Origin of the sequence: Phenylobacterium sp. SCN 70-31 (assembly GCF_001724605.1) — a bacterium.
In the GTDB taxonomy this organism is placed as follows: Bacteria; Pseudomonadota; Alphaproteobacteria; order Caulobacterales; family Caulobacteraceae; genus Phenylobacterium.
In genome coordinates, this window is sequence record NZ_MEEX01000004.1 from 1 (window position 1) to 18,594 (window position 18,594).

Sequence of the window (18,594 nt, forward strand, 5' to 3'; positions counted from 1 at the left end):
GTCTCCGCGCGCCGGCCTCTTGCAACCCCCGCCGAGCACGGCTCAGATCAACCCAGGACTCTCGTTACGACTGGATGAGAAACGGGGGTCACGTCACCCCCGACGGCTCTGTGCGCATCCAGCGCCTTCGCACCGGCCGCAGGACGAAGTCCGAGCACGACAACGAGATCTACGCCCTAATACGGCGCGGTGCTGCGCAGCGCTATGCGGGCCGTCGCGTCTCCTTTGAGACCTTCTATCCCGGGACCGATGAGACGGTGCCGGTCCCGCCGCCCAAAAACGATCCGAAGAGTCTCAAGAACTACAGCGACGCCATCAAGGCGATTGAGCTGGGCGAGTTCCCTCCCACGAGCGACAACCGCTACTGCCCGAGCTGCCCTTGCTACTTCATCTGCGGGACCTGACGGCCGCCCCGGATTTCTCTTCCTGACATCGCTTGCCTTGGTGGGCGCCTCTTCCTCCCACCGCGCCCAGAAAGGCAATTCTGATGTCGACCATCACCATCTTCATTCAGGCGCAGGGCCGTGCGGGGATTGCGGAAGCGGAGGTCGCCCCGGCGCTCGCCGCCGCCGACCTCCACGCCGAGCTTGTTCGCCTGGGCTTGGAGGTCACGCCCGAGACCTTCGTCTTCATCGATGAGGCCGAGGATCACGTGCACCACGGGAAGCCGGTCCACGGTCTGAAGCACGGTTGCCGCGTCCACGTGGCGCGCTGCCAGCGCGTCAAGACCACCGTGCACTACCTCGACCGCACGATCGAACACGCATTCCCGCCGGGCGCCCGCGTCCGCACGGTGAAGGCCTGGGCCGTCCACAAGCTGAAGATCAGCCCGACGGACGCCGCCGAGCACGTCCTGCAACTCTGCAACTCGACCGACCGTCCAGCCGGCGACACACCGCTGCACGAGCTGGTCACCGGGCACGACTGCGCGGTCTGCTTCGACTTCGTCCCCGAGAAGCGCGTCGAGGGCTAGGCCATGAACGCGGCGCTTCGCCCGGACGAGCTGCTGCTTTCCCGAGATCTCGCTGCGCCGCTCTACCGGTGCGGCGAGATCGAGGGCCGCTGGCGGCATGTCAGCACTGACTGGCCCTACGTGATCATCGCTGTCTCAGCTGCCGAGCGACCGAACTCGCCCAGCGAGTACGGCTTCCGCTTCGAATGTAGCGGCTATCCGCAGAACCTGCCGACGGGCCGTCCCTGGGATATCGACGCCAACGCGCCGCTGCCCGCCGGACGGTGGCCGAACGGTCGTTCCATTCTGCCTTCGGTCTTCCGGCCCGGCTGGAAGAAGGGCGAGTGCCTCTACCTACCCTGCGATCGCCTGTCGATCGCCGGACATGATCAGTGGCGTCACGAGCACCCCAGTCGCCTTTGGAATCCTGAGCGCGGCATCGTCTGTTACGTGGAACAACTCTATGAACTTCTCAATCAAGGCGACTATACGGGCGCTATTGGCGCCTGATCATCGTATCTTTTGCCACCCTGAATGCTGGTCGGCGATCCTCGGTGAACTGAACCGCCGCGGTGAAGACCAGCACGAGGCTGGAGCGTTCTTGCTTGGCGAGCCGCGAGGCGATCGCCTCATAGTGCGCGAAGCGATCTACTACGACGAGCTCGAGCCCGCCGCCTATTCCAGCGGCGTCTGCATCCTGCACGCGCCCGCTTTCGCGAGACTCTGGTCGATTTGTCGTGAGCGCCGCCTCAGCGTCGTCGCCGACGTTCACACCCATCCGGGCGCGGCCTTTCAGAGCTGGTCCGACCGCGACAACCCTATGGTCGCGCGTCAGGGCCACATCGCGATCATCGTCCCGAACTACGCGAACAAGCCCGTCAACATGCAGCGGTTGGGCATCTTCGAATACGTCGGCGACCACGCGTGGATCGACCGAAGCCCTACCCGCACCCCGGACTTCCTCCTCATCACGCGCTGGATCTAACGATGGCCGACACGATCACCCACGAGACCCTTCACCGTACCGCGAAGTACTTCATGGACAGCGGCAAGGCGGCCTCAGCGGAGGACGCTCTGGCTCTGCTCGACACGTTCGCAGTCACGGTTCACATCGACGACACGACGGCCACCACCGTCCACGGGCAAACCGCTTTGCTGTCCTTCGTGAACCTCGCGCGCCGCACGTTTCTCGGCGGCGTTGAGGTTGTTGGCAGACTTGATGTTCCGACGATCGGCCGACTGATGCCCAGCATGTCGCTTGTCGACGCCGTCAAGGCCCTGGGCGGCCTGGCGGCTTCCTCGCCGACGGGCGGTCGTCCCTGCATCATCATTGGCGACGGATCGCCTGGTGTCGCGCAACCTGCCTGGCGGCTTCATTGGTCGGGCTGGAGCGGCGGCGTGATCCCGGCGGAATGGCCGGCGGCGCCTCTCGACCAACAGGCCATGGCCCTGACACCGGCGCTTGCTGCGGCGTTCGCGGTCAGCGAGGCGTTCGCGTACTTCGCCGGCGACCACCAGCTCGCAGGCCGACGCGCCTGCGGCCTCTGCCTCTGGAACTTCCAAGCCGACTGGCTCGCCGATAACCAAGGGCCTCGCCTCAGGTTCCTGCCTTCAAGGTTGTGGCTACTCGGCCTTGGCAATCTCGGACAGGCCTACGCCTGGTCGCTGGCGACGCTACCGTACAGGGGCGACCAGTCGCCCGAACTCGTCCTGCAGGACTTCGACCATGTGGGCGTGTCAAACGACAGCACATCGCTGCTGTCTTCGCCTCAACTGGTCGGCCGAAAAAAGACTCGCGCAGTCGCCGACTGGCTGGACGATCGCGGGTTTACGACCGTGATCAACGAGTTGCGATTCAACTCCGCTACGAAGTGGTCGCCCGACGATCCAGGCGTTGCTTTGTGCGGCGTTGATAACCTCCTGGTGCGGTCGCAGCTCGACGGCGCCGGCTTCCCGCTAGTGGTTGAAGCCGGCCTTGGCGCGGGGCCCCAGGCGTTCCGCAGCATAGCCATTCACACTCTGCCTGCCTCCCGCCCCTCGGCTGAAGTCTGGCGTGATCGCGCCAGCGGCACGAAGACCTTCGACCCCTCAAGCCTCCCCGCTTACAGCTCTTTGAAGGACAAAGGTCTGGACGATTGCGGGCTTGCCCAACTTGCGTCCCGTACCGTCGGAGTTCCCTTTGTTGGTTTGATCGCGGCGACGATGGTCATCGCCGAGATGCTCCGACGACTTCACGGCGGGCGCGGTGTGGAGGTTGCCTCGCTCTCGACTCTGGCCCCAGATGCGGCAGACCAGGTTCGTGTGGACGCTCCCGTTTATGCTCACGGGTACGTCGACGTCTGATCCTGCCGAGCCACGGCCCGCGCGAGATCCGTCTAGCTTGCAGCCCCCGACCGGACCCTCCGAAGGTCCGTGTTGAGTCAAACCGCGTCACTACGCGGAGCCGGCAGGGGCGGGACCTCGGTCGAGCTCATACTTGGCGGTGTCGCTCTGGAGGGTCAGCGCCTTCCAGCGCCTGAGCGTCACGGTCGATTGAGCGCCGCTGAGGCGCGATCCAGCGCCTGGGCGCCGCCCCCGCCGAGGCTTGCGATTTCTCTACCGGCGGCCTTTGCTGGGGCGTTGCGTCAAGGCCGATCCCGCTGCGCTCTTGGCCGCCTTCGAAGCGGTCGGGCTCGACAGGACCTTCGCGGCCTTGGACGCGGCCGCCTTGCCGGTGACTTCCGTGCTGCCCCGCTGGGTCAGCGCCGAGCCGGCAGCGCTCTTCGCCGCCGGCGTGGACTTGGGGTTGCTCAATACCTTCGCGGCAGCGGAAGCTGCCTTCCGACTGGTCTTCTCGTTGGCCATGTTCGCCCTCCCGGCCGGGAGCAAAGCCAGAACATGGTGAGGCTTGCTCGGCGTCGCAAGCGTTGCGCCGCTGGCGCGCGAGGAGACCCGCTGCGTTAGGACCGCGGCCGCCGCGGACTTGGCCGACTTCGAGGCTTTCGGGCTGCTCAGCACGCGCCCGGCGACGCTCTTGAGCCCGGCGGAAGGACTCTTGCTAACCTCCAGGACGGAACGCTGGCTCGACACCTCGGCCACGCGCTTCGACTGCTGCTTGAGCCAAGCGACCCTGGATGGCGTCAAGGGACGGCTCACGACCAAGGATTTGCCCCTCGACGTCGGTGAGGCACTCGAGCCCGTGGCCAAGCTGTTCCTGCCAGAACTGTTCGAGGGCTTCCCCATGCTTTTCCTTTGGCACGGCCAGGGTTTCAGGTCAGAGCGCAATCTGGTGTGCGTCGGGGTGGTGGTCGCGCAAGGCGGTCTGCGTGTGCACGACGACCGCCGGGAAGCCGGCGGGCCAGGGTGTCCGTGGCGGGAGGAGAAGCGCCGGTGCGGCGACGGGCATGCAAATGCTCATACGGGGGCTCCGAGACGAGCCCGAGGGGCGCCTACGTCGGGACCGCGGGGTTGGCCGCGACGCTGTCGAGGATCTTGTGCCGAATGCCCATCCCGCAGCCCATTGACCCTCGCCGCCTGGCCGCCGAGATCGACGCCAGCGTGGCGGAGTTCAACCGGCTCGTGGCGCTGGCCTGCGCCCATCACATCGGCGTCGTCGCCGAACTTATGGTCCAGGCCAGGGCGATGGTCCGGATCGTCCTGTGCTGGCCGTGCAGGTGACCGCCCCGCTCTGAGCTCAATGCACCTTCAGGGGGCGAGGCTTGCCCAGGCGGGTCTCGAGCTCCCGTCGCAGGGTCTCGACCTCGGCGTCCAGGCGGCGGAGCGTCACGGCGTCGGCCGTCCGCGCCGCCGTGAGCAGCGCCAGGCAGTGATCGACGATCTCGCGCGCGGCCGGATTGCCGCGGACCTGCACGCGCAGGTCGACGAAGTAGAGCAGCGCCTGATCGAGCGACATCGTCATGCGCCTCCATGGAACAGCGATCCCTGGCTCGCAAGTTGGTTCGACGCGACCCGGCTGTCGGAGGTCGGAGGGAGGGCGGCGCCGGCGGACGTTGCTGTAAGGGAGGCTCACGATGCCGGCACGATCGCGGGACGCGTCCAGCCTGCTGCCCCTGGCCCGCGCCTTCGGCGGCGACGTCTACGCCGGCGGGCGCCGGGCGCTGTTGCCAGCGCCCGGCCACAGCGCTGCCGACCGCTCCGTCTCCCTGTGGCTGCGGGCGGGGCGGGTCGTCGTGCACAGCTTCGGCGCGGGCGACTGGCGGGAGGTGCTCGACGGCCTGCGCGCGCGGGGCTGGATCGACGCCGAGAACCGGTTGCGGGACGGCGGCGGGGTCACGGGGAGAGCTGGCCGGGACGACGCCGTGGAGGCGACGCGCGCGGAGCGGGTCGCCGCCGCCCGGCGCCTCTGGGACGGCGGCGGGCCGCTGGCGTCAGGCGCGGCAGCGGCGATGTACCTGGCCCGGCGGGGCGTCGATGCCGGCCTGGCCGACGCCGGGGCGTTGCGGGCGCATGCCGCCGCGCCCGCCGCCGTCTACCGAGGGTCCGGTCCCTACCGGCCGGCCCTGCTGGCGGCGGTGCGCACGGACCTGGGCGAGCTCACCGCCGTCGAGGTGACTTATCTCGACTCGGAGGGACGTCGGAGCAAATCGGCGCGCCCGCCGCGCAAGATGGTGGGCGTGCTCCCGGCGGGCTGTGCGGTGCGGCTGGCGCTGGTGGGCGAGGCGATGGTGGTCGGCGAAGGCGTGCCCACCACGCTCTCGGCCATGCGCCGGTTCGGGCTGCCGGGCTGGGCGCTGTTGTCGACCAGCAACCTGCGACGCTGGATCGCGCCGGCCGGGGTCCGGCGGGTGGTGGTCGCCGGCGATCGTGGGACGGACGGCGAGCGGTCGGCCGCAATGCTGGTGGCGCGGCTGCGGTCTGTGGGGTGCGAGGCCCAGCTCGCGTTGCCGCCGGAGGGGTTCGGGGATTGGAACGACGCCGAGGAGATGAAGGAAGGGACGAGGGAGGCGCCCAGCGCGGAGGGGAGGTCCCGACCGGCCGGGCGGGAGCCTCTCGATGCCCAAGACCCCTGTGCCTGAGCCGGTCGCCGAACGCCTGCCCAGGACGTTCGCGCTGCGCGACGTGGCGATCGCGCCCGAGAACATGCGCTTCGGTGAGGCGCCGGACGACGAGATCCCTGAACTGGCGGAGACCATCTTCGCCGCCGGCGTGCTGCAGCCGCTGACCGTGCGGCCCGGACGGGGCAAGACGGAGAAGCCCGGCATGGCGCTGGACGGCCGCCGCCGCTGGCTGGCGCTCCAGTTGCTGCTGGAGAGTGGTCGGATCACCGACGCCTATCCTGTGCCGGCGTTTGTCGAGACCGATCCGGCCCGGCAGGCCGCCGCCATCGTGCTCACCAACAAGCACGTACCGGTGCATCCGGCCGATGTGATCGTGGCGATCGGCAAGATGCTGAAGGCCAAGCTGACCTTCGCCGTGATCGCGGGCGCCCTCGGCTTCGCCGAACTGGAGGTGCGCCGGCTGGCCGCGCTGGCGGACCTCCACCCGAAGGCCCTCGAGGCGCTGCGCGCCGGCCGCCTGAACCTGCGTCAGGCCCGCCTCCTGGCCCGTCTGCCCGACCGGAAGGAGCAGGGCGAGATCGCCGAGGCGGCCTTGAACGGCATGGGCTTCCAGGAGTGGCGGATCACCGACCGGCTCGACGCCGGCCAGGTGACCACGCGCGACCGGCGCTTCCGACTCGTCGGTCCCGACCGCTATGCGGCGGCCGGTGGGCGCATCGACAGCGACCTCTTCGGAGAGCGGCCGGACGTGGTGCTCGACCCCGAGATCCTGCAGTCGGCCTGGATCGCGCGCGCCGAGGCGCTGTCGCGCGACCTCGGCGCCCCGGTGCGGGTGTCGGTGGCGTGCCCGGAGATCGACGACGCCGAACTCGAGCCGTTCGGGACCAGCTACGGCATGGGCCTCGACAGCGACGGCCTCGCGGCCTGGGAAGAGCTGCAGAACGCCGAGCACGAGGCCGGCGTCGCGCTCGCGGACGCCGACTGGGCGTCGGACGACGCCGATCCGCTGCTGGCCGCCGCCCTGGCGGCCAGGCTCGCCGCCGACCTGGCCAGCGAGCCCGCGCGCGAGGTGAGCTTCGTGCAGGTGTTCTGCGACACCGTCACGGGGCTCGGCCTGCGCGCCTACGGGCCGCCGGCGCCGGTCGTCGAGGACGACGACGGCGGGGAGACCGCCGAGGACGAAGGCGTCCCGTTTGGGTCGGGCGGCGCGTTCCCTTCCCGGCGCGAGATCCCGGCCGTCACGGCGACGCCGGTGGCGGTCGCCCCGGGGCCTGAGCTCGACGGCGTCGGCCATGCCCTGCACGAGGTGCGCACCGACACCGCCACCCGGGCGCTGATCCGGGCCCTGGCGGACGATCCCGGCGCGGCGCTCACCGCCGTGGTGGCGCGCCTGTTCAGCGTGGTGGTGCTTTGCCAGGGCCGGGGCCGCGGCGGCGGGGCGCTTTCCCTGGATGCCGAGGCCTACAGCCGCCGCGGCGTCACGCCGATCGAGGCGCTGGATGGCGACGTGCGCCGAAGGCTCGCCGATCGGCGCGCGGCCTGGGAGGCCTCGGAGCTGTCGCCGATCGCCTGGGTGGCGGCCCTGCCCCACGGCGAGAAGATGGCGCTGTTGGCCGAGGTCGTCGCCCTGAGCCTGGACCTGCGGGAGGAGCGCACGACCCAGGTGCGCCGCGCCGCCCGGGCCGAGGCGGTGGAGATCGCGGCGATCTGCCAGGCCGACGTCACCCTCCACTGGACGCCGGACGAGGCCTTCCTGGGCGCCCATCCCAAGGCCAAGCTGCTCGACATGCTGGAGGCCATGGGCGAGGGCGAGACCCGGGCCGGCGCGGCCAAGAAGGACGAGCTGGTCTCGCTGGTGGCCGAGCGGGCCGCCGAGCGCAGCTGGGCGCCGGCCTACCTCTCCTGGGCCGCCGAACCGCCGGATGAGGCGGAAGACGAGGAGACGCTCGACGCCGGCGACCCTGCGCCGGACGCGGCCGAGGCCGAGGTTGACCCCGCTCCCGACGACGGGGCGTCGGCGATCGCCGCCTGAGCCTCCCTGCGGGCGGCGCATGCCCGTCGCGAACGTCCCGGCGACCGGCGTCCTGGAGCGGACGCCGCCGGGAGGTGGGCACGATTGGACGCTCACGCCGCGCCTCTGGGCGGCAGATCCCTCCGCGGTGCGCCCGCCGGCTGACGGCGCTGTTCCGGTCGCTCCGGGACGGCGCCGTCCTTCTGGGACGAGGAGAAAGGGCGGGCCGGGGCGAGCCCGGCGGACGGGAAGGCGCGCCAGCCGGCCGCGCCGGGCGGGAGCCCCGCCATGAACGCCGCCCTGCCCCTCTTCGCCGAGACCTCCGCCCACGACCGGTCCGCCAACCTGCTGGCCGCCGCCCGCGCGCTGGCGCCCCACCTCTTCCGCGGCCGGCCGCTGGAGCGCCGGGTGGTGTCGGCGGTCTTGACCACCGCGTTCGGGGCGACCGACGCGGAGGGCGCCTGGGACTGGCGCGACGCCTACGACGCCATCGAGGCGGCGATGGTGCTGCAGGTGCGCCGAATCGCGCCGCAGATCGCCCGGCTCGAGGACGCGCCGGCCGAGATCGTCGGGGCCTTGGCCGACTTGAGCGCGCTTGGCCTCACTCATACCCGGCGCTCAGAACAGCAGCTGGCGCTGGACCAGTTCTCGACGCCGGCGCCGCTCGCGGCCCTCGTGGTGCTGGCCGCTCAGGTGCGGCCCGGCGACCGCGTGCTGGAGCCGTCGGCCGGTGTCGGCATGCTGGCGGTGCTGGCCGAAGGCTGCGGTGCGTCGCTGGCGCTGAACGAACTCAGCGACCGACGGGCCGGTCTGCTGGACGGCCTGTTCGGCGGCGCGTCGCGGACACGGCTCGATGCTGCCCACCTCGGAGACCTGCTGCCGGACGCGGGCCAGTTCCACGCCGTCGTCATGAACCCGCCGTTCGCGGGGCTGGGCTCACATCTCCTGGCGGGGCTGCAGTGCCTGGCGGACGGTGGACGGTTGGCGGCGATCGTGCCGGCCTCGGCCTTGGACGACGCTGGGCTCCGTGGGCTGCTCGGCCGCTGGAGCCGAGTTGTGGGCGCGCTCGCTCTGCCGGCCGGCGCGTTCCTCAAGCACGGGACAAGCGTCGACACGGGCCTCCTCGTTCTGGATCGCGGTGGCGGGACCGATGCTGAAGATGTTGCCGTCGCGGCTGACCTGAGCGAGGCCGCGGCCTGGGCCGCAGCCTTGCCGGCGCGACCGACCGCGCAGGTGCGTGTGGCGCGGGCCGCGCCGGTGGGACTTTCCCTGCGCGCGCGGGGTCCCGGCGGCCCCGCCGTGGCGTTGCGGTTCCTGGAGGGGGCCTCACCGCTCGCCTACGACCTCTGCGACTGGTCCGGCGAGGGCCGCGACGTGGGGCTCTACCAGGCCTGGCGGCCGGGGCGGATCACGTTTGCGACCGCTCGGCCGCATCCGACGCCCTTGGTGGAGTCCGGGGCGATGGCGTCCGTCGCACCCCCGGCGCCCAGCTATCGCCCCCTGCTGCCTGCGGGTCTGCAGGACGAGGGCCGTCTCTCCGACGCCCAGGCCGAGACCGTGGTCTATGCCGGCGAGGCGCATGGTTCGCTGCTGCCGGGTCGCTGGATGCTCGGCGAGGCGGTCCACGATGTGCGGCTTGCGCGGGAGGATGAGGCGGACGCGTTCTCGCTCCGCCGAGGCATGTTCCTCGGCGACGGCACCGGCGCCGGCAAGGGCCGGCAGGTGGCCGCCGTCATCGCCGACAACATGGCCCAGGGCCGCGTGCGCGCGCTCTGGCTGTCGCGCAACGAGGCGCTGCTCGAGGACGCGCAGCGCGACTGGAAGGCGATCGGCGGCTCGGTACACGACGTGGTGGCGCAAGCGCGCTGGAAGCAGGGCGAGGCGATCCGGCTGGACCGCGGCGTCCTGTTCTCGACCTACGCCACATTGCGCCAGCCCGCGCGCGGTGGACGTCCGTCGCGGCTCGACCAGATCGTGGCCTGGCTGGGCGCCGACTTCGACGGTGCGATCGTCTTCGACGAGGCCCACGCCATGGGCGGCGCGGCCGGCGGCGCGGGCGCGCGTGGCCCGAAGAAGGCCTCCCTGCAGGGGCTCGCCGGGCTCGCGCTCCAGAACCGTCTGCCGAACGCGCGGGTGTTCTACGTGTCCGCCACCGGCGCCACCGAGCCGGCGAACTTGGCTTACGCCTCGCGCTTGGGGCTGTGGGGCGGGCCCGAGGCGCCTTTCGCGACGCGGGCGGACTTCCTCGACGCCGCCGAGGCCGGCGGCATCGCCTTCATGGAGCTCGTCGCGCGCGAGCTGAAGGCCATGGGCCTCTACGTGGCGCGCAGCCTGTCGTTCGAGGGCGTCGAGTACGAGCCGCTCGAGCACCCGCTCACCACGGACGACGTGGCGATCTGGGACGCCTGGGCCGACGCCTTTCAGGTCATCCACGCCAATCTCGGCGAGGCGCTGAAGGCCGTGGGCGTCGTGGACGACGAGGGCAAGGTGCAGAGCGGCCAGGCGATGAGCGCGCTGCGCTCGGCCTTCGAGAGCGCCAAGCTGCGCTTCTTCGGGCACCTGCTGGCCGGGCTGAAGGCCCCTAGCCTCGTCGCCTCGATCCGCAAGGACCTCGCGGGTGGGCGCTCGGTCGTCGTGCAGATCGTCTCGACCAACGAAGCGGTGATGAACCGCCGCCTGGCGGACATCCCGCCGGAGGAATGGTCCAACCTGTCGATCGACCTGACGCCGAAGGAGTATGTCCTCGACTATCTTCGCGGCGCCTTCCCCACCGCGTTGATGGAGGCGATCGAGGGCGAGGACGGCGAGGTCACGCTGGTCCCCGTCATGAACGAGGGCCGCCCGGTGCACAGCCAGGAGGCGCTGCGGCTGCGCGACGAGACCATCGCGGGTCTGGCGTCGCTGCCGGCGGTGCCCGGCGTGCTCGATGCGCTGCTCGACGCCTTCGGGACCGGCGCGGTGGCCGAGATCACCGGCCGCTCGAAGCGCGTGGTGATGCGTGAGGGCCGGCGCGTCGTGGAACGGCGCGGACCCTCCGCCGCCAAGGCCGAGACCGACGCCTTCATGGACGGACGCAAGCGCGTGCTGGTGTTCTCCGACGCCGGCGGCACGGGGCGCAGCTATCACGCCGCGCTCGATGCGGTGAACCGAGAGCGCCGCGTGCACTACCTGGTCGAGCCGGGCTGGCGCGCTGATGCGGCCATCCAGGGCCTGGGGCGCACGCATCGCACTCACCAGGCCTCGGCCCCGCTGTTCCGGCCGGCGACCACCGACATCGTGGGCGAGAAGCGGTTCCTGTCCACCATCGCGCGGCGGCTGGACTCGCTGGGCGCTCTGACACGGGGCGAGCGCCGCGTCGCCGGCGCCGGCCTCTTTCGCGCCGAGGACAATCTTGAGAGCCCGTGGGCGCGACGCGCGCTGCTCGTGCTCTATCGGGCGCTGGCTTTTGGCGAGCTCAGCTGCATGTCGCTGGAGGAGTTCCAGGCCAAGACTGGCCTCTCGTTGTTGGACAGCGAGGGCCTGCTGAAGAGTCACGAGGACCTGCCGCCGATCACCACCTTCCTGAACCGGCTGCTGGCGCTGCGGATCGCCGACCAGAACGCCCTCTTCGCGGACTACGAGAAGATTCTGTCCGGCATCGTCGAGCGCGCCGCCGCCGCCGGAGAGCTCGACCACGGCGTCGAGGATATCGTCGCCGAGGACCTGGAGGTGGTATCCGAGGAGGTGGTGCGCACGGATCCCGCCACGGGCGCGGAGACGCGGCTCGTGGGGTTTGCCCTGCGCACGCGACGCGAGCTGCTCTCGGCGGATGAGGCGCTGGCGATGGCCGAGGTTCTGGGCGAGGCGGCGGTGCTGGCGGTCAACGGGCGCTCAGGGCGCGCCGCGCTGGTGGAGGTCGGTCTCACGACCACCGATGAAGAGGATCGCCTGCTGCCGGCGGTGCGCCTTCGGCGGCCTGACGGCAAGTCGCTCGAGACCGCCAAGGCGTTCGAGGAGTCGGCCTGGGCGCCGGCCGAGCCCTCGGCCTGGCGCGCCGTCTGGGAGGCCGAGATCGCCACGACCGACCCCTGGCGCACCCGTGAGATCACGCTGGCCACGGGGCTGCTGCTCCCCGTGTGGGCCCGCCTGCCGGCAAAGGGCGCTCAGGTGCGGCGCGTGAAGGCGCCGGACGGGCGGCGCTGGCTGGGGCGCGTGCTCGATCCGTCGCAGGTCGCCGCGCTGAAGGGGGCGTTGGGCGTAACGTCCCTCGCTGAAGCCTGGGCCGACGGGGGGCTGGTGCTGCGCGAGGTGCTTGAGCGCAACGTGCAGCTGGGTCTGGCCGGCGGGATGTGGCTGCGCCGCGCGCGGGTCATGGACCGCTGGCGGGTCGAGGTTGTGGGCGGCGCCGGCGACCGCGCCGCGCTGGTCGCGCTGGGCTGCTTCACCGAGATCATCGCCTACACGCTGCGGGTCTTCGTGCCGGCCGACCGGACCGACGTCACGGAGGCGGTGCTGCGCCGCCACGCTGTCGTGCAGGTGCTGGCGCCTCGCACTTAGTTTCCAGGCCAGGCGCAGCCGCGATCGGCTCGACCGACGCCAAGCCGTCTGCGCACCCGGCCCCCCCGGACGGTGCGGGCAACGCTCAGGCGGACGTAGCCGGGTGATGCCGGCGGCTCAGCTCGTTCCAAGTCATCTCGAACGGGATCGCCTGTCGATGCTGCCGCAGGCTTCGTCGTGTTGAGCCCGCTTGGTCAGTCGCGATCTTTTGCGCAGAAGTGAGCCAAACCTTCCTTCTGTTGCTAATGCTGACTTGGCGGCAGATGGACGACAAGCCCGTCGAGGGCTGCGCCCACGGTGATCTGGCATGCGAGACGGCTGTTCGCCTCGACGCCTTCAGCGAACTCCAACATGGCCTCCTCAACCGATGAACGATCGCCAATTCTCTGCATCCACGCCCGGTCGACATAGACGTGACAGGTCGCGCAAGCGCAGGCGCCCCCGCAGTCACCGGCGATCCCCTGGATGTTGTTCTTGACCGCCACCTCCATCAGCGAAGCGCCAAGTCTTGCATCAACGGTCTGAACGCCACCGTCGTGGGCGATATAGGTGATCTTGACCATCCTGCTCCCTTGCCGATCCACGGGCTGCACCGTCCGTCGGGTCGTAACTGAATTCTGATCGACGGAAGGCCACCTCACGAGCTTCGACTTGGTCTAGCTCGAGGCTGCGCGGGCTCAGCTTACCAGCGACGCCTTGAGCCGCCCGGCTGCAACGTAGAACAGCCAGCTTGCCACGAACGCCACCATGGAGAGTGCAATCAGCGCCCAGCGCACGCCTTCTGCCGAACCGAGCCCCACCCCGTCGGCCAGTGTGTCGCTTAGGGCACCGACCAGCAGTGGGCCGAGTCCGAGGCCGATAAATAGAACAAAGGTGGCTTGAATCGCCGCGGCCGTGCTTCGGCTGTCTGGCCGTACGACACTTTGAAGAGCCGCGAAGGTCGGCCCAAGCCACATTGCGTGCAGCAAGGCTGGCGGGATCAAGAGAGCGATCGCGAGCCAGCCATTGGGCGCCAGAAAGGCTGCGACTTGGAAGGGCACAGCGAGCGGCGTCGCGATCGCCGGGATGAGAAGCAGCCTTTCCGGACGGCGTTGCATGACCTGATCGCCCAATCGACCGCCCCACCAAGTTCCCGTGATCCCGCCCACACCTGAGATGAGCCCCAGAGCCAAGCCGACCAGCACAAGTGGCCCCAGGTCCAGCTGCAACGGTTCCGAGAGGCGGGACGAAGCCTGTTGGAGGCTCTCGCCATGAACGCGAAGTAAAAACGATCCGAGGAATGCAACCTGGCCATAGCTGATCATCCCCTTCGCCGCAGATGCAGCATAGAGCCACCAGATGATCTTTGTTCGACTGAGCTCCGCGAGAGTGTCTCTTACGGGACGAACCCCTTCACCCGTCGCCCCTCGACCGGATCTCGGGTCCTTGAGTGTGAGCAGGGCGACGATTGCTAAGACTACGCCAGGCGCGCCCGCAACATAGAATGCGACCCGCCAGCCGAACTGATCGGCTAGTATTCCTCCTGCAGCGAGGGCGAAGAGGCCGCCTACGGTTATTCCTAGGGAGTAGTGAGCCAGCGCAGACGATCGCTCTTCTTTAGGCACGTAGTCGGAAATCAACGAGAGGGAAGGCGGCTGACATCCCGACTCCCCCAACCCCACGGCGAGGCGCGCGAGCAGCAGTTGAGTGAAGGTCTGCGCCAAGCCGCAGATGGCCGTGAACACGCTCCAGAACAGCAAGGCCCCAGAGATGATCCGAGCCCGATTCGTTCGATCTGCAATTATTGCGATGGGTATTCCGGTGAACGTGTAAAGCGCCGCAAAGGAAAATCCCGTCAACAGACCCAGTTGCCAATCCGCCAATCCGAGGTCGTGCTTAATGGGTTCGGCAAGAATATTTATGATCTGGCGATCGAAGAAATTGATCAGAGCAATCAAAAACAGCAGCCAGACGACATATCGACGATATGCCGGGGACACGCTCCGCGGTTCGCGTGGAACATTAAGCTCGCCCATCTACACCCTCGCAGGAGCGCGGGATCATCGTCCTCGTGAGGGCGCCTCGCGGGTTCATGAAGGCGGGCAAGCTCACGGGCGAGGAAGATACTGCCTCAGACACGCTTGTGACCCCAAATGCTTGGCTTATCGTGACGCACTACTCTCCACAGATCTTCATTGACTTCCTGACCACCCCAACCGTACTCGACCTCGAAGCCGGAAGGTGTCTTGACGTAGAATGAGACCATCTGATCATTCGTATGCCGCCCGAGCGTTTGCGCGAGCGGCGCGCCGGATGCCGCAACCCGATCGAGCGCAAAGCCGACGTCGTCGAGGACGCGCGCTTGCAGCATGAAGTGGAGAAGCCGCTTTGGCGCACCCATCGGGACGAGCGCCAGCGTATGATGTCGCGGATTGCAGTGGAAGAATTCTAGGTCCATGGCGCCCGCATCGCCGAGGCGCATCCGGATGATGTCCGACAGACGGAAGCCCAAAACATCCTGGTAGAAGGCCCGCGTGGCCTCCATCCGCGATGTCGTCAGAACGATGTGGCCCAGACCCTGCTCGCCGGCAACAAAGCCCGCGCCTCCAACAGGAGATGTAAACGGCGCTTCCGTCGCGAGGGTGGGGCCGTAGTAAACTTCGACCCGCAGGCCATCGGGGTCCTGGCAGTAAAAGAGGTCCGTCACCCCCCGCTCGGCAATGAGCTGGGCATCGGCCGATGAGGGAACGAAGCCGGCCTGGGCGAGACGTTCGCGCAACGCCTGATGAGCGGCCGCGTCGGCTACCTCGAACCCCGCGTACGAGAGGTCGTCGCCATCTCCCTGTTGAAGCGAGATCCTCCAGGCCTGCGAGTCGATCCTGTAGCGATGTCCGGCCTCGCCAGCTCGCATGAGGCCAAGAACGTCTTCGGAAAAGCGGCTCCACGCCCCCAGATCACTTACCTCGAGGCCAATGTAACCTAGTGCAACGATGCCCATTCGCTTGCTCCTGTGCGCAGTAGTCTTCGCAAAATCTCTTGCTTCGGCTCACCCGGTCCAAACGGCTAGGGCGTGCTGCCCCCATTGACGACGATCATCTGGCCCGTAATCCATCGAGCGTCGTCGGAGGCGAGAAAGGCCACGACGTCGGCGATATCCCGAGGTTGGCCCAGTCTTGAGAAGCTGGTTTGCGACCGGGCAGCGGACCGGACCTCCTCCGCCATCCCTGCGGTCATGTCCGTCTCGATCACGCCGGGCAAGATGGCGTTCACGGTGATCTGCCGCGGACCTGCCTCCTTCGAGAGCGCCCGCGAAAACTGCTCAATCGCCGCCTTCGAGCCTGCATAAGCCGCGGCGCCGGACGCCCATCCCCGCGTCAAGCCCGTCGAAATGCTAACGATCCGCCCTCCGTCCTCAACGTGAGTTAAGCCGGCCTTCAGCGTGAAGAACACGCCCTTGGTGATCGCGAAAAGGCTATCGTACGCCGCCTCCTCCGTCGTGGAGAACGCGCTCCTTCCTCCGACGCCAGCGTTGTTCACGAGGATATCGAGGCGTCCAAATCGAGAAGATGCGGCCTCGAACAAGGCGTCGATCTCGTCCAGCTTGGTAACGTCCGCGCGAATGATCGCCGCTTCGCCGCCATGCGCCGCAATGGCGCGCTGCACCTCCGTGGCGGCGGCCTTGTTGGCACGATAGTTGACAACGACGGCCGCACCGTCGGCGGCGAGCCTCAAGGCTGTCGCACGCCCAATGCCTCTCGCTGCTCCGGTCACCAACGCGACCTTGCCGCTCAACGATCTCGACACGCCATACCTCGCTGGAAGGGGAGTGCGTCGACGAGGCGGCACATTCGCCACGTCGACACCTCGTTAAGGGTGGACTAGAAGCGAACTTCCAGAGCCACGCCGACTTCTCGCGGACGCTCGTATGTCACCTGATCTGCAATTGGCGTCGCCGTTGCTTGCTGAATGATCACTTCATTCGTCAGGTTCGTGCCGAATACTCGTAACCGAAGCTGATCGTCTGGCGACGTCCATGAGATCTGGCCGTTCAATCTGGTGTAAGCCGATTGCTTGATGCGGTTTCCGAAGTCGTAGTAAGTCTTCGAACTCCAGAAGGCCGACATGTTCACGCCGAACGTTCCGCCGTACATCTCGTGCGTCCAATCCGCCGTCAGCGCGAGCGTCCGCCGCGGGGCACGGATCAGATCATTTCCCGTTACGTCAGCGGTTGTGGCGAGGTTTCCGCGCGGCGGCCCGCCACCTGGCGCGATGATGGGCTGAAACACCTGCGCATTCGGGAATGAATCGTACGTCGGCTTCATAATGTTGGCCGTGGCGCCGATGCGGAGATTTTCACCCAGCACCGCTTGGACCTCGAAATCCAGCCCGCGGATTTGCGCTTTCGCCGCGTTCAACAGGACGTAGGTCGCTGGGCCCGTCGCTGAGAGTTCGCGCGCCACAACTTGGAGATCGTCGTACGAATAGTCAAATACGGCGAGATTTGTTCTGAGCCACGGTAACGGGTCAGACTTCACACCTATTTCAAACGAATCTACCGTTTCTGGATCAACGTAGTTCGGCGCCACGGAATACGAGTTGAAGACGCCGCTCTTGTAGCCCGTACTGAACGTCGCATAGACGTTGGACCTCGGAGCGAAGAAGTATTGCGCCGTTGCGCGGTAAGTCACGCTGTTGTCCTTGGCCGCCTGGGGTGCAAACGGCAGCGCGCCGTTGAATCGCTGGGTAAAGTGGCGGTTTTCTTGCGTGAATCTCGCGCCCAGAGTGAGTCTCAGGGCGTCTGTGACCTCGTACGTCCCTTCACCGAAAGCCGCGAGCGACGTGACGCGGACGTTGGGCTCAATCAGTGTCAGACGCGCTTGCGAATACGTTGGCGGTATACCGCTGACGCCGTCGGAACGCGCTCGTCCGCGCATGTAGTAGTAATAAGTTCCCACGATCCACTTGAACTTATCACTACCCTGCGAAAGCAGCCGCGCCTCATGGCTCCACGCCGACGTGTATATTTGAGTCAAGTTTTGCGAAACTACAGCCGGGGACGCGTCGGTATCGGAAAGCTGCAACACCTTGTCGCGCAGGTACCCACTGCTGGTCTCAAGCCCCGCCCAACCCAGATCGAATTTGGTGCGTAGGGCAAAGGTGGACTGCTTCACCTCAAGCCGGGGGCGAAGACTGAGAGCAACAGAATATGCGTCCGTAGGCAGGACGTTGCCGGCGAGCACATTGCCGGACGTGTTCCCATCGAGGGGCCCGATGATGTTGCCATTGCCTCCCCGCTGGTCCGCAAACCCCATCGTCAGAATGGCTTGCATTTGGTCGTTCGGCTTGAAGAGAATTTTTCCCCTCGCGTTCAAGCTCCTCGCGTCGCCAAGCCGCCCGCCTCGCACGAGATCATCAATGTAGGGGTCTGAGTCCGAGTAGAGGATGCCAAGATCAGCTGCGATATTCTCGGTGAGTGGCCCGGTGATGTATCCTCTCACGCCAACATTGTCCGCGCCATGGAACCGACTGTACTGGCCGATCAGCCGGCCCTCCGATGTAAACTTCGGATCCGGCGTAATGATATTTACGAGGCCTCCCGTGGCGTTGCGGCCGAACAGCGTACCTTGGGGCCCACGCAGCACTTCGACGCGATCAACCGCAACGAAATCAACAATGTTGCCATTGGCGTGCGGCTGATAGATGCCGTCCACATAGATCGCGACGTTCGACTCGTCTCCGGGCGAGTTGCCCGTGGATCCGACGCCACGGATCGAGGGCTGCAAGACCCCGAAATTGCGCCCGCCGGTGAAGCCTGGCACAGCAAACATCACTTGACGGACATCGGTAACCCCGCTCGCGGCGAGGGCGTCACTCGTTACGGCGCTGACAGAGATAGGCACCTCCTGCAGGCGCTCCTCTCTCCGAGTCGCAGTAACGACGACCTCTTCGAGCGCTGCAGAGGGCGCCGCGTCGGCGGTGCTGCCGGCAACGACTTGCGCCGTCGCCAAATCGGCGTAAGCGAATACAGATCCGCTCACGATCGCGGCGCCGAACACTAATGATCTGCCCCGATGTCCCATGTCGTTTCCCCTTTCATTTCGCACACGCCTTCGGCGTCG

Annotated in this window: 16 protein-coding genes; 9 read left to right on the top strand and 7 right to left on the bottom strand. The window is 67.8% G+C overall.

What is annotated here, in order from left to right:
- The 5 genes from ABS78_RS02310 to ABS78_RS02330 form a co-directional block, all read left to right on the top strand.
- Window positions 1–404: hypothetical protein (locus tag ABS78_RS02310; RefSeq protein ID WP_293374484.1), on the top strand; the 404-nt coding region annotated here is incomplete at its 5' end.
- Between the two features lie 83 nt (window positions 405–487).
- Window positions 488–973 carry a hypothetical protein gene (locus ABS78_RS02315; protein WP_293374497.1) on the top strand — a complete coding sequence of 162 codons (486 nt, stop codon included), beginning with the start codon at window positions 488–490 and terminating at the stop codon, window positions 971–973.
- Between the two features lie 3 nt (window positions 974–976).
- A complete protein-coding gene (locus tag ABS78_RS02320; RefSeq protein ID WP_293374499.1) occupies window positions 977–1,462 on the top strand; it encodes a hypothetical protein in 486 nt (161 codons plus the stop codon).
- Window positions 1,416–1,937 (top strand): Mov34/MPN/PAD-1 family protein, encoded by a 522-nt coding sequence (locus tag ABS78_RS02325; RefSeq protein ID WP_293374501.1) that lies wholly within the window; start codon window positions 1,416–1,418, stop codon window positions 1,935–1,937. Before ABS78_RS02320 ends, ABS78_RS02325 begins: the two co-directional genes overlap by 47 nt.
- A 2-nt stretch (window positions 1,938–1,939) precedes the next feature.
- Window positions 1,940–3,295, top strand: a complete 1,356-nt coding sequence (locus ABS78_RS02330; protein WP_293374503.1) for a hypothetical protein — start codon at window positions 1,940–1,942, stop codon at window positions 3,293–3,295.
- A 252-nt stretch (window positions 3,296–3,547) separates the two neighbouring features.
- On the opposite strand, the gene ABS78_RS02335 is transcribed toward ABS78_RS02330, so the two are convergent.
- Window positions 3,548–3,796, bottom strand: a complete 249-nt coding sequence (locus ABS78_RS02335) for a hypothetical protein (protein WP_293374505.1) — start codon at window positions 3,794–3,796, stop codon at window positions 3,548–3,550.
- 636 nt (window positions 3,797–4,432) lie between these two features.
- Here ABS78_RS02335 and ABS78_RS02340 point away from each other — a divergent pair.
- Window positions 4,433–4,609, top strand: a complete 177-nt coding sequence (locus ABS78_RS02340) for a hypothetical protein (RefSeq protein ID WP_293374507.1) — start codon at window positions 4,433–4,435, stop codon at window positions 4,607–4,609.
- Between the two features lie 16 nt (window positions 4,610–4,625).
- On the opposite strand, the gene ABS78_RS02345 is transcribed toward ABS78_RS02340, so the two are convergent.
- Window positions 4,626–4,844, bottom strand: a complete 219-nt coding sequence (locus ABS78_RS02345) for a hypothetical protein (protein WP_293374509.1) — start codon at window positions 4,842–4,844, stop codon at window positions 4,626–4,628.
- Window positions 4,845–4,962: 118 nt separating this feature from the next.
- Here ABS78_RS02345 and ABS78_RS02350 point away from each other — a divergent pair, with 118 nt between their 5' ends.
- From ABS78_RS02350 to ABS78_RS02360, 3 genes are all read left to right on the top strand, one after another.
- Window positions 4,963–5,967 (top strand): toprim domain-containing protein, encoded by a 1,005-nt coding sequence (locus tag ABS78_RS02350; protein WP_293374511.1) that lies wholly within the window; start codon window positions 4,963–4,965, stop codon window positions 5,965–5,967.
- Window positions 5,945–7,981 (top strand): ParB N-terminal domain-containing protein, encoded by a 2,037-nt coding sequence (locus ABS78_RS02355; protein ID WP_293374513.1) that lies wholly within the window; start codon window positions 5,945–5,947, stop codon window positions 7,979–7,981. The genes ABS78_RS02350 and ABS78_RS02355 overlap by 23 nt, the downstream gene beginning before the upstream one ends.
- A 267-nt stretch (window positions 7,982–8,248) precedes the next feature.
- On the top strand, window positions 8,249–12,496 hold the full coding sequence (locus ABS78_RS02360) for a strawberry notch-like NTP hydrolase domain-containing protein (protein ID WP_293374515.1): 4,248 nt from the start codon (window positions 8,249–8,251) through the stop codon (window positions 12,494–12,496).
- A gap of 242 nt (window positions 12,497–12,738) precedes the next feature.
- On the opposite strand, the gene ABS78_RS02365 is transcribed toward ABS78_RS02360, so the two are convergent.
- From ABS78_RS02365 to ABS78_RS02385, 5 genes are all read right to left on the bottom strand, one after another.
- Entirely contained in the window at window positions 12,739–13,059 is a 321-nt protein-coding gene (locus tag ABS78_RS02365; protein WP_293374517.1) for a 2Fe-2S iron-sulfur cluster-binding protein, read from the bottom strand.
- Between the two features lie 114 nt (window positions 13,060–13,173).
- Window positions 13,174–14,511 (bottom strand): MFS transporter, encoded by a 1,338-nt coding sequence (locus ABS78_RS02370; protein WP_293374518.1) that lies wholly within the window; start codon window positions 14,509–14,511, stop codon window positions 13,174–13,176.
- 95 nt (window positions 14,512–14,606) lie between these two features.
- Entirely contained in the window at window positions 14,607–15,473 is an 867-nt protein-coding gene (locus ABS78_RS02375) for a VOC family protein (protein ID WP_293374519.1), read from the bottom strand.
- Between the two features lie 65 nt (window positions 15,474–15,538).
- Window positions 15,539–16,267 carry an SDR family oxidoreductase gene (locus ABS78_RS02380; RefSeq protein ID WP_293374521.1) on the bottom strand — a complete coding sequence of 243 codons (729 nt, stop codon included), beginning with the start codon at window positions 16,265–16,267 and terminating at the stop codon, window positions 15,539–15,541.
- An 86-nt stretch (window positions 16,268–16,353) separates the two neighbouring features.
- Window positions 16,354–18,531 (bottom strand): TonB-dependent receptor, encoded by a 2,178-nt coding sequence (locus tag ABS78_RS02385; protein WP_293374523.1) that lies wholly within the window; start codon window positions 18,529–18,531, stop codon window positions 16,354–16,356.
- Window positions 18,532–18,594 lie beyond the last annotated feature (63 nt).

Excerpts from the sequence above, each read along its gene's own strand:
- ABS78_RS02315 (WP_293374497.1), top strand. The coding sequence starts at position 488 with ATGTCGACCATCACCATCTTCATTCAGGCGCAGGGCCGTGCGGGGATT.
- ABS78_RS02320 (WP_293374499.1), top strand. The coding sequence starts at position 977 with ATGAACGCGGCGCTTCGCCCGGACGAGCTGCTGCTTTCCCGAGATCTC.
- ABS78_RS02325 (WP_293374501.1), top strand. The coding sequence starts at position 1,416 with ATGAACTTCTCAATCAAGGCGACTATACGGGCGCTATTGGCGCCTGAT.
- ABS78_RS02330 (WP_293374503.1), top strand. The coding sequence starts at position 1,940 with ATGGCCGACACGATCACCCACGAGACCCTTCACCGTACCGCGAAGTAC.
- ABS78_RS02335 (WP_293374505.1), bottom strand. The coding sequence starts at position 3,796 with ATGGCCAACGAGAAGACCAGTCGGAAGGCAGCTTCCGCTGCCGCGAAG.
- ABS78_RS02340 (WP_293374507.1), top strand. The coding sequence starts at position 4,433 with ATGCCCATCCCGCAGCCCATTGACCCTCGCCGCCTGGCCGCCGAGATC.
- ABS78_RS02345 (WP_293374509.1), bottom strand. The coding sequence starts at position 4,844 with ATGTCGCTCGATCAGGCGCTGCTCTACTTCGTCGACCTGCGCGTGCAG.
- ABS78_RS02350 (WP_293374511.1), top strand. The coding sequence starts at position 4,963 with ATGCCGGCACGATCGCGGGACGCGTCCAGCCTGCTGCCCCTGGCCCGC.
- ABS78_RS02355 (WP_293374513.1), top strand. The coding sequence starts at position 5,945 with ATGCCCAAGACCCCTGTGCCTGAGCCGGTCGCCGAACGCCTGCCCAGG.
- ABS78_RS02360 (WP_293374515.1), top strand. The coding sequence starts at position 8,249 with ATGAACGCCGCCCTGCCCCTCTTCGCCGAGACCTCCGCCCACGACCGG.
- ABS78_RS02365 (WP_293374517.1), bottom strand. The coding sequence starts at position 13,059 with ATGGTCAAGATCACCTATATCGCCCACGACGGTGGCGTTCAGACCGTT.
- ABS78_RS02370 (WP_293374518.1), bottom strand. The coding sequence starts at position 14,511 with ATGGGCGAGCTTAATGTTCCACGCGAACCGCGGAGCGTGTCCCCGGCA.
- ABS78_RS02375 (WP_293374519.1), bottom strand. The coding sequence starts at position 15,473 with ATGGGCATCGTTGCACTAGGTTACATTGGCCTCGAGGTAAGTGATCTG.